The sequence below is a fragment of the Loigolactobacillus jiayinensis genome (genome assembly GCF_003946445.1).
GTDB classification, from domain to species: Bacteria; Bacillota; Bacilli; order Lactobacillales; family Lactobacillaceae; genus Loigolactobacillus; species Loigolactobacillus jiayinensis.
This window is the reverse complement of record NZ_RHOF01000043.1, coordinates 24,222-33,002: the sequence shown is the minus strand read 5'-3', so window position 1 is coordinate 33,002 and position 8,781 is coordinate 24,222. Positions and strand designations below refer to the sequence as shown.

The window sequence follows — 8,781 nt, the reverse complement described above, 5'->3', positions numbered from 1 at the left end:
TGGCCCTTTTGGTCTAGTTTTATTTATGTTGCACTTCTATTTTAAATCCGGCAGTAAAAAAATTCTGAATTTGTTTACTAACGCGAGTTGACACTGTGAAAATAGCATGTTATTCTAACAAAGGTGCTTTTTGTCGAACAGTTTTCCATTTAATTATGGCGTGCTGACTGTGAGCGACTGCACATTGATTTCTGGATGTGTTATCACTCTTTTTTATTGCGCGTAATTGACTACATTTAAAAAAGAGACACCTGGAAGTGTGGACTTATATTTTTGATTTAATAGAGAAGGGAGAATTATTAGATGCCTACGATTAACCAATTAGTACGTAAAGGTCGTAAATCTAGAACTACCAAATCTGATGCACCTGCTTTAAACTTCGGGTACAACAGTATGAAAAAAATCCAAACAAACAATCCTGCACCACAAAAACGCGGGGTAGCTACTCGTGTCGGCACTATGACACCAAAGAAGCCTAACTCAGCATTGCGTAAATACGCACGTGTTCGTTTGTCAAACTTAATTGAAGTTACTGCTTATATCCCTGGTATTGGCCATAACTTGCAAGAACATAGTGTTGTTTTGATCCGTGGCGGTCGTGTTAAGGATTTACCTGGTGTACGTTACCATATCGTTCGTGGTGCTTTAGATACAGCCGGTGTTACTGACCGTATGCAAAGCCGTTCTAAGTACGGTACAAAACGTCCTAAGAAATAAAACACTTAAATAACGCTAAAAACAATAATATGTTAGCAAGCTCGACTTGCTGATTCAGGAGGTTACGTAATATGCCAAGAAAAGGCGCTGCAGCAAAACGTGACGTGTTACCAGATCCAATTTATAATTCTAAATTGGTTACTCGCTTGATCAACCGTTTGATGGTTGATGGCAAACGTGGTACTGCGTCAACAATTCTTTACAAATCATTTGATAATATCAAATCAACAACTGGTAATGACCCATTGGATGTTTTCGAACAAGCAATGAAGAACATTATGCCAGTTCTTGAAGTTAAGGCTCGTCGTGTCGGCGGTTCTAACTATCAAGTACCTATCGAAGTACGTCCTGATCGTCGTACAACATTAGGTTTACGTTGGTTGGTTCAATATTCACGTCAACGTGGCGAACATACAATGGATGAACGCTTAGCACGTGAAATTATGGATGCTGCTAACAACACTGGTGCAGCAGTTAAAAAGCGTGAAGATACGCACAAAATGGCTGACGCTAACCGTGCATTTGCACATTATCGTTGGTAATCTAACTTATCGGTTAAAGTGGGGCTATTATATGTGTTTCCATATAGTAGCCCCTTTTGCTGAAAAAAGTGTGCTTTTAAAACGCGGATAAACTAAAAATATTCAAGTTACTATTAACTAAAGCCGCTTAAACGGCTTTTTGATGAGAGGAGAAACATTCTTACAATGGCAAACACTCGTGAATTTCCATTAGAAAGAACACGTAATATCGGGATCGTTGCCCATATTGATGCTGGTAAAACAACGGCAACTGAGCGTATCTTGTATTACACTGGTAAAATCCATAAAATTGGTGAAACCCATGAAGGTGCTTCACAAATGGACTGGATGGAACAAGAACAAGAACGTGGTATTACAATTACTTCCGCAGCAACAACTGCTCAATGGAAGAACCATCGAATCAACATTATCGATACTCCAGGACACGTTGACTTCACAATTGAAGTTGAACGTTCTCTGCGTGTCTTAGATGGTGCCGTCGTTGTTTTGGATGCCCAAGCTGGTGTTGAACCACAAACTGAAAATGTTTGGCGTCAATCGACCACTTATGGTGTTCCCCGGATCGTGTTCGCTAACAAGATGGATAAGATCGGTGCAAACTTCGATTATTCTGTTTCTACTATTAAAGATCGCTTGCAAGCTAATGCCTTGCCAATCCAAATGCCAATCGGCGCTGAAGATGAATTCGAAGGCGTTATTGACTTAGTTGAAATGAAAGCTGATCTTTATGACGAAGACGAATTAGGAACTAAATGGGATACTGTTGACATTCCTGACGATTACAAAGAAGAAGCAGCAAAACGTCGTACTCAATTGGTTGAACAATTAGCTGACGTTGATGATGGCATTATGGAAAAATATCTTGATGGTCAAGATATTCCAGTTGATGAAATCAAAGCTGCAATTCGTAAAGCAACTTTGAACTTGGAAGCTTACCCAGTTTTAGCTGGTTCAGCCTTCAAGAACAAAGGTATCCAAATGATGTTGGATGCAGTCAATGATTACTTACCATCACCACTTGATGTTAAACCTTACCCAGCAAAAGACCCTGATACAGGTGAAAATGTTGAATTGGTTGCCGGCGATGACAAGAACTTCGCTGCCTTGGCTTTCAAAATTGCAACGGATCCATTCGTTGGTCGTTTAACCTTTATTCGTGTGTACTCCGGTACTTTGGAATCAGGGTCATACGTCTTAAATGCAACTAAGGATACTCGTGAACGTGTTGGTCGTTTGCTACAAATGCATTCTAACCATCGTACTGAAATTCCTGAAGTCTTTTCTGGTGATATTGCTGCGGCAATTGGCTTGAAGAACACAACAACTGGTGATTCATTAACGGATACGAAACACCCATTGATTCTTGAATCAATGGAATTCCCTGATCCAGTTATCCAAGTTTCTATCGAACCTAAGACCAAAGCTGATCAAGATAAGATGGATATTGCATTACAAAAGTTGGCTGAAGAAGATCCAAGTTTCAAGGCAGAAACTAACCCTGAAACTGGTGAAACTTTGATCGCCGGCATGGGTGAATTGCATTTGGACATTATCGTTGATCGTATGCGTCGTGAATTTAACGTTGAAGCAACAGTTGGTGCACCACAAGTTGCTTACCGTGAAACCTTCACGAAACAAGCTTCCGCACAAGGTAAGTTTGTTCGCCAGTCTGGTGGTAAAGGTCAATATGGTGATGTTTGGGTTGAATTTACACCTAACGAAGAAGGCGCTGGCTTCGAATTCGAAGACAACATCGTCGGTGGTGTCGTTCCACGTGAATTTATTCCAGCCGTTGAACAAGGTTTGAAAGAATCTATGGCTAACGGTGTCTTAGCCGGCTATCCATTAGTTGACGTTAAGGCTCGCTTGTACGATGGTTCTTATCATGATGTCGATTCTAGTGAAGCTGCATTTAAGGTTGCCGCTTCAATGTCACTTCGTGCTGCTTCTAAAAAAGCTGGCGCAGTGATCCTAGAACCAATCATGAAGGTCGAAATCGTTGCACCTGAAGATAATTTAGGCGACGTTATGGGCCATGTAACGGCTCGTCGTGGCCAAGTTGAAGGTATGGAAGCTCGCGGTAATACGCAAATGGTTAACGCCATGGTTCCTTTATCTGAAATGTTTGGTTATGCAACAACGTTACGTTCAGCAACACAGGGTCGTGGTACGTTCACAATGACATTTGATCATTATGCAGCTGTACCTAAGTCTGTCCAAGCTGAAATCATTAAGAAAAATGGCGGCACACCTGCTGCAGATTAATTTCTGCGAACGTGCATTAAAAAATCCGTTCTCACGCTACTTCGTGATGAACGGATTTTTTGTTTTAATCAGCGATTTCAGCGCCGAGAGCAGTGGCAAAATGGTTCAGCGCCCATTCCTGCCCAGCAGGTGTAAACGTTGCGACAGCGCTTCTGTGGATGACTAAGTGGTAATTTAGGTTATAAGCATCAACCGCAGTGTGTAATACACAAATGTCGGTACAGACGCCAGTTAAGTGTAGCGTCTTAATTTGCCGTTCACGTAAGCGCAGATCAAGATCAGTACCAGCAAATGCACTATAGCGTGTCTTAGCAAATTGTGTGACTTGTGGCTGGTGCTGATTTTGCTGGTACCATGGTGCTAATTGCCCATATAATTCGCGGCCCCAACTACCGGCTACATTGTGCGCGGGAAATAATTTACTTTCTGGATGGTAGGGGTCACCCGGCGTATGGACATCAGTTGGTAAATAGACCCAAGCGTTGGCTGCGACAAACTGTTGTGCCAGCGTGACGATATTTGGTGCGATGTCTTGAGCAGGTTTGCAGGCGGTTAAGGCACCAGCATCAGCAACAAAATCATTTGTGTAGTCAATGATTAGTAAAGCAGTGTTAGTCAATTAAGATTACCTCCATATTATTGATTGAGCTAAGTTTAAGTTTTACTAGGTGTCTTGTCAACCAAAGTAAAAAGAATTGCATCTGAACCATGATTTGCTGTATGATAGGCAACGTTGATTTACATGGATACGCGCTAAAAAAAGTTACTGTATAGCTTTTTTCAAAAAGAGCTTGCAGTAATAAGAGCTTTCTCGTATAATAGACAAGGTGCTGATTTCAGAGATGGAACAGCCCCTAGGGAAACCTAGAATTAGCATTGATGTGGAAGGTTGCGACACACCCGGCCGCTTTGCCATGGCAGAGTGTATTGGGAATTTTCACGGAGCTAGTTTATTTTTAAAATGAACGAAGGAGGGAAAAACATGGCAAAACAAAAGATTCGTATTCGCCTAAAGGCTTATGAACATCGCATCTTAGATCAATCTGCTGAAAAGATTGTTGAAACAGCAAAACGGACAGGGGCTACGATCTCTGGTCCAATTCCGTTGCCAACTGACCGTACATTGTACACAGTTATTCGCGCAACACATAAGTTTAAAGACTCACGTGAACAATTTGAAATGCGCACACACAAACGTTTGATCGACATCATCAACCCAACACCTAAAACTGTTGACGCTTTGATGAAGTTAGACTTACCAAGTGGTGTGGATATCGAAATTAAATTATAGTTCAAATACAATTAAATTGGAGGTGTACTCATGACCAGAAAAGGAATCTTAGGAACAAAAGTAGGTATGACGCAAGTCTTCACCGAGAGCGGCGAATTAATCCCAGTTACTGTTATCCAAGCAACACCTAACGTGGTATTGCAATTAAAGACACCAGAAACTGACGGTTACGATGCTGTCCAAGTCGGTTTTCAAGACAAGCGCGAAGTTTTATCAAACAAACCTGCTAAGGGTCATGTTGCAAAAGCAAATACGACTCCTAAGCGCTTCATTCGAGAATTTCGCGATGTAGACTTAGGAGATATCAAGGTTGGCGATGAAATCAAAGTTGATACATTCGAGGCTGGCGAAATCGTCGACGTCACGGGTACAACAAAGGGTCATGGTTTCCAAGGTGTTATCAAAAAGAACAACCAACATCGTGGACCTATGGCGCATGGTTCTCGTTACCATCGTCGTCCTGGTTCATTGGGTGCCATTATTAACCGGGTATTCCCAGGCAAACAATTACCAGGCCGGATGGGTAACAACACCGTTACTATCCAAAACTTAGAAGTCGTTCGTGTTGATACAGACCGTAATGTGATCTTGATCAAGGGTAACGTCCCTGGTGCCAAGAAATCACTTATTACAATTAAAAACGCTGTTAAGGCAGCTAAATAATCAGGAAGGGAGGATTACAAATGCCAAATGTAGCATTATACAAACAAGATGGCAGCCAAAACGGCGACGTTCAATTGAACGATGACATTTTTGGTATTGCCCCTAACGATAACGTTGTCTTTGATGCAATCATCATGCAACGTGCATCATTACGTTCTGGTACACATGCGGTTAAAAACCGTAGTGCCGTTCGTGGTGGTGGCCGTAAACCATGGCGTCAAAAAGGTACTGGTCGTGCGCGTCAAGGTTCTATCCGTTCACCTCAATGGCGTGGCGGTGGTATTGTCTTTGGCCCTACACCACGTTCATATAGCTATAAATTACCGAAGAAGGTACGTCGCTTAGCAATTAAGTCCGTTCTTTCCCAAAAAGTGATTGATGGTGACATCATCGTTGTTGATGCATTCAGCTTCGAACAACCTAAAACAAAACTTTTTGCAGAAAGCCTTAAGAGCTTAGATGTACAAACTAAAGCATTAGTAGTTCTTGAAGATGGTAACGATCAAGCTGCACTTGCTGCACGTAACTTGCCTAATGTTTCTGTGGTTTCCGCAGATGGTATTAACGTGCTTGATGTCGTAGCTAACGATAAATTAATCCTGACTCAAGCTGCTCTTTCTCAAGTAGAGGAGGCTCTTGCATAATGGAAGCACGCGAAATTATTTTACGCCCATGGATCACTGAACAATCAATGAGTTTGATGGACAACAAAAAATATACGTTCGAAGTAGACGTTCGCGCAAACAAGACACAAGTCAAGTATGCGATTGAAGAAATCTTCGACGTTAAAGTTAAAAACGTTAATATCGCTAACGTACGTGGTAAGTTAAAGCGCCAAGGTCGTTATGCCGGTATGACTAAGAAACGTCGTAAAGCAGTTGTTGCTTTAACTGACGATTCAAAAGAAATTACAATTTTCGAAAAATAAATCAATTTTAAATTGATACTAGGAGGGGAAACGCGTGGCGATTAGAAAATACAAACCGACTACAAACGGTCGGCGGAACATGACTGGTTCTGATTTTGCTGAAATCACAAAAACAAAACCTGAAAAGTCATTAACCGAATATATGACAAAAACTGCGGGCCGTAATGCTCATGGCCATATCACAGTTCGTCATCGCGCCGGCGGTCACAAGCGTCAATACCGTGTGATCGACTTCAAGCGCCAAAAAGATAATGTACCTGCAATCGTTAAAGCTATTGAATACGATCCAAATCGTTCAGCTAACATTGCGTTACTACAATATACAGATGGTATTAAAACTTATATCATTGCACCAAAAGGATTAGAAGTTGGCATGCAAGTTCAATCTGGCCCAACTGCCGATATCAAGGTTGGTAATGCATTAGCACTTTCTGATATTCCTGTTGGTACAATCATCCATAATATCGAATTGAAACCTGGTCATGGCGCACAATTAGTTCGCTCTGCTGGTGCTTCAGCTCAGATTTTGGGTAAAGAGGGTAAGTACGCATTGGTTCGCTTAGGTTCAGGCGAAGTTCGCATGATCTTACAAGTTAACCGTGCAACGATCGGTGCTGTTGGTAACGAACAACATGAATTGATCAACATCGGTAAAGCTGGTCGTAAACGTTGGATGGGTATCCGTCCTACAGTCCGTGGTTCTGTAATGAACCCTAACGACCATCCACACGGTGGTGGTGAAGGTAAGGCACCAATCGGCCGTCCATCACCATTATCACCATGGGGTAAGAAAACCCTTGGTAAAAAGACTCGTAATACACGCAAACAATCATCTAAATTCATTGTTCGTGGTCGTAAACGAGGCAAACATTAATTCTAAATTAAACAAGTTACACCAGAGCCCTTCTATTTATTATAGGAGGACATCTGCATTTGCAAGTCAGACCGTGTCACTTTTCGAAGTTGACCTGACTTATGAAAAGGAGGTTTCATAATGAGCCGAAGCTTAAAAAAAGGACCATTCGCTGATGACCATTTATTGAAAAAAATCGCTGCACAAGCCGATTCAGACAAAAAGACCGTTATTAAAACTTGGTCTCGTCGTTCGACAATTTTCCCAAGTTTTATTGGTTATACTATTGCCGTATATGACGGAAGGAAACACGTCCCAGTTTATGTTCAAGACGACATGGTCGGTCATAAATTAGGCGAATTCGTTCCAACACGGACATTCCATGGTCACGGAACCGATGACCGCAAAACTAAAGTAGCGAAATAAGCGAGAGGAGGAACATTAAATGTCAGAACAAATTACATCAGCTCGTGCCGTTGCTAAAACAGTACGGATTGCTGCTCGGAAAGCTCGCTTAGTGATGGATTTAATCCGCGGCAAGAACGTTGCTGAAGCAATTGCAATTCTTAAGTTCACGCCCAACGGTGCTGCACCAATCATTGCTAAAGTCTTGAATTCAGCAATTGCGAACGCTGAAAACAACTTTGACTTAGATGCTGAAAACTTGGTAGTTAGCGAAGCTTTTGTTAACGAAGGACCAACTCTGAAACGTTTCCGTCCTCGTGCCAAAGGCTCTGCTTCACCAATCAACAAGCGTACCAGCCACATTACAGTGGTTGTATCTGAAAAATAAGGAGGGATAACGCGTGGGTCAAAAAATTAATCCAATCGGTTTACGAGTTGGTATTTCCCGTGATTGGGAAGCCAAATGGTATGCTGAAAAAGATTTCGGTAAACTTTTAAACGAAGATTTAAAAGTACGTAGTTTTATCGAAAAACGTTTAGCAGATGCTTCCGTATCAAAAGTAGAGATTGAACGCGCTGCAAACCGTGTCAACGTTTCAATTCATACTGCAAAACCAGGTATGGTTATCGGTAAAGGCGGCTCTGAAGTTGAAAACTTGCGTAAGCAATTGAACAACTTAACCGGCAAACGTGTCCACATCAATATCGTTGAAATCAAACAACCAGATCTTGATGCAGAATTAGTTGGCGAAAGTATCGCACAACAACTTGAAGCACGTGTCGCATTCCGTCGTGCCATGAAACAAGCTATCCAACGCACAATGCGTGCTGGCGCTCATGGTATCAAGACAATGGTTTCTGGTCGTCTAAATGGTGCTGATATTGCACGTAAAGAAATGTATTCTGATGGTACAGTGCCATTGCATACATTACGTGCTGATATTGACTATTCATGGGACGAAGCCGTTACCACTTATGGTAAATTAGGCGTTAAAACTTGGATCTATCGCGGTGACATCTTACCAGGTGCTACACATGGTGATTCAATCCGAGATAATATTCCAACACAAAACAACCGCAATAGTCGCGGACGTGGCGGCAATCGTGGCAGCAACAG

11 protein-coding genes and 1 pseudogene are annotated in these 8,781 nt (G+C 41.9%); 11 read left to right on the top strand and 1 reads right to left on the bottom strand.

The features are described 5' to 3' along the window. The first annotated feature begins 303 nt into the window (after positions 1 to 303). The 3 genes from rpsL (at position 304) to fusA (ending at position 3,524) form a co-directional block, all read left to right on the top strand. Positions 304 to 717, top strand: a complete 414-nt coding sequence (gene rpsL / locus EKM80_RS10910; RefSeq protein ID WP_003680373.1) for a 30S ribosomal protein S12 — start codon at positions 304 to 306, stop codon at positions 715 to 717. A 71-nt stretch (positions 718 to 788) separates the two neighbouring features. After that, positions 789 to 1,259: a 30S ribosomal protein S7 gene (gene rpsG, locus EKM80_RS10905; RefSeq protein ID WP_125553153.1), complete on the top strand. Its 471-nt coding sequence runs from the start codon at positions 789 to 791 to the stop codon at positions 1,257 to 1,259. A 165-nt stretch (positions 1,260 to 1,424) separates the two neighbouring features. Further along, a complete protein-coding gene (gene fusA / locus EKM80_RS10900; protein ID WP_125553152.1) occupies positions 1,425 to 3,524 on the top strand; it encodes an elongation factor G in 2,100 nt (699 codons plus the stop codon). Between the two features lie 64 nt (positions 3,525 to 3,588). On the opposite strand, the gene EKM80_RS10895 is transcribed toward fusA, so the two are convergent. After that, positions 3,589 to 4,143 carry a cysteine hydrolase family protein gene (locus EKM80_RS10895; protein ID WP_125553151.1) on the bottom strand — a complete coding sequence of 185 codons (555 nt, stop codon included), beginning with the start codon at positions 4,141 to 4,143 and terminating at the stop codon, positions 3,589 to 3,591. 363 nt (positions 4,144 to 4,506) lie between these two features. Here EKM80_RS10895 and rpsJ point away from each other — a divergent pair, with 363 nt between their 5' ends. From rpsJ to rpsC, 8 genes and pseudogenes are all read left to right on the top strand, one after another. Next, positions 4,507 to 4,815, top strand: coding sequence for a 30S ribosomal protein S10 (gene rpsJ / locus EKM80_RS10890; RefSeq protein WP_125553150.1), 309 nt, complete (start codon positions 4,507 to 4,509; stop codon positions 4,813 to 4,815). Positions 4,816 to 4,845: 30 nt separating this feature from the next. After that, positions 4,846 to 5,478, top strand: coding sequence for a 50S ribosomal protein L3 (rplC, locus tag EKM80_RS10885; RefSeq protein WP_125553149.1), 633 nt, complete (start codon positions 4,846 to 4,848; stop codon positions 5,476 to 5,478). 20 nt (positions 5,479 to 5,498) lie between these two features. Beyond that, entirely contained in the window at positions 5,499 to 6,122 is a 624-nt protein-coding gene (gene rplD, locus EKM80_RS10880) for a 50S ribosomal protein L4 (protein WP_125553148.1), read from the top strand. Continuing rightward, entirely contained in the window at positions 6,122 to 6,406 is a 285-nt protein-coding gene (gene rplW, locus EKM80_RS10875; protein ID WP_125553147.1) for a 50S ribosomal protein L23, read from the top strand. The genes rplD and rplW overlap by 1 nt, the downstream gene beginning before the upstream one ends. Before the next feature lie 34 nt (positions 6,407 to 6,440). Further along, positions 6,441 to 7,280, top strand: coding sequence for a 50S ribosomal protein L2 (rplB, locus tag EKM80_RS10870; protein WP_125553146.1), 840 nt, complete (start codon positions 6,441 to 6,443; stop codon positions 7,278 to 7,280). A 120-nt stretch (positions 7,281 to 7,400) separates the two neighbouring features. Next, the gene (gene rpsS, locus EKM80_RS10865) at positions 7,401 to 7,685 is read left to right on the top strand and encodes a 30S ribosomal protein S19 (protein WP_125553145.1); all 285 of its coding nucleotides are present in this window, start codon (positions 7,401 to 7,403) and stop codon (positions 7,683 to 7,685) included. Between the two features lie 19 nt (positions 7,686 to 7,704). Further along, positions 7,705 to 8,052, top strand: a complete 348-nt coding sequence (gene rplV / locus EKM80_RS10860; protein ID WP_125553144.1) for a 50S ribosomal protein L22 — start codon at positions 7,705 to 7,707, stop codon at positions 8,050 to 8,052. 13 nt (positions 8,053 to 8,065) lie between these two features. Continuing rightward, positions 8,066 to 8,689, top strand: a pseudogene (rpsC, locus tag EKM80_RS10855) (30S ribosomal protein S3); the annotation flags it as partial. Positions 8,690 to 8,781: the final 92 nt, after the last annotated feature.

Excerpts from the sequence above, each read along its gene's own strand:
- rpsL (WP_003680373.1), top strand. The coding sequence starts at position 304 with ATGCCTACGATTAACCAATTAGTACGTAAAGGTCGTAAATCTAGAACT.
- rpsG (WP_125553153.1), top strand. The coding sequence starts at position 789 with ATGCCAAGAAAAGGCGCTGCAGCAAAACGTGACGTGTTACCAGATCCA.
- fusA (WP_125553152.1), top strand. The coding sequence starts at position 1,425 with ATGGCAAACACTCGTGAATTTCCATTAGAAAGAACACGTAATATCGGG.
- rpsJ (WP_125553150.1), top strand. The coding sequence starts at position 4,507 with ATGGCAAAACAAAAGATTCGTATTCGCCTAAAGGCTTATGAACATCGC.
- rplC (WP_125553149.1), top strand. The coding sequence starts at position 4,846 with ATGACCAGAAAAGGAATCTTAGGAACAAAAGTAGGTATGACGCAAGTC.
- rplD (WP_125553148.1), top strand. The coding sequence starts at position 5,499 with ATGCCAAATGTAGCATTATACAAACAAGATGGCAGCCAAAACGGCGAC.
- rplW (WP_125553147.1), top strand. The coding sequence starts at position 6,122 with ATGGAAGCACGCGAAATTATTTTACGCCCATGGATCACTGAACAATCA.
- rpsS (WP_125553145.1), top strand. The coding sequence starts at position 7,401 with ATGAGCCGAAGCTTAAAAAAAGGACCATTCGCTGATGACCATTTATTG.
- rplV (WP_125553144.1), top strand. The coding sequence starts at position 7,705 with ATGTCAGAACAAATTACATCAGCTCGTGCCGTTGCTAAAACAGTACGG.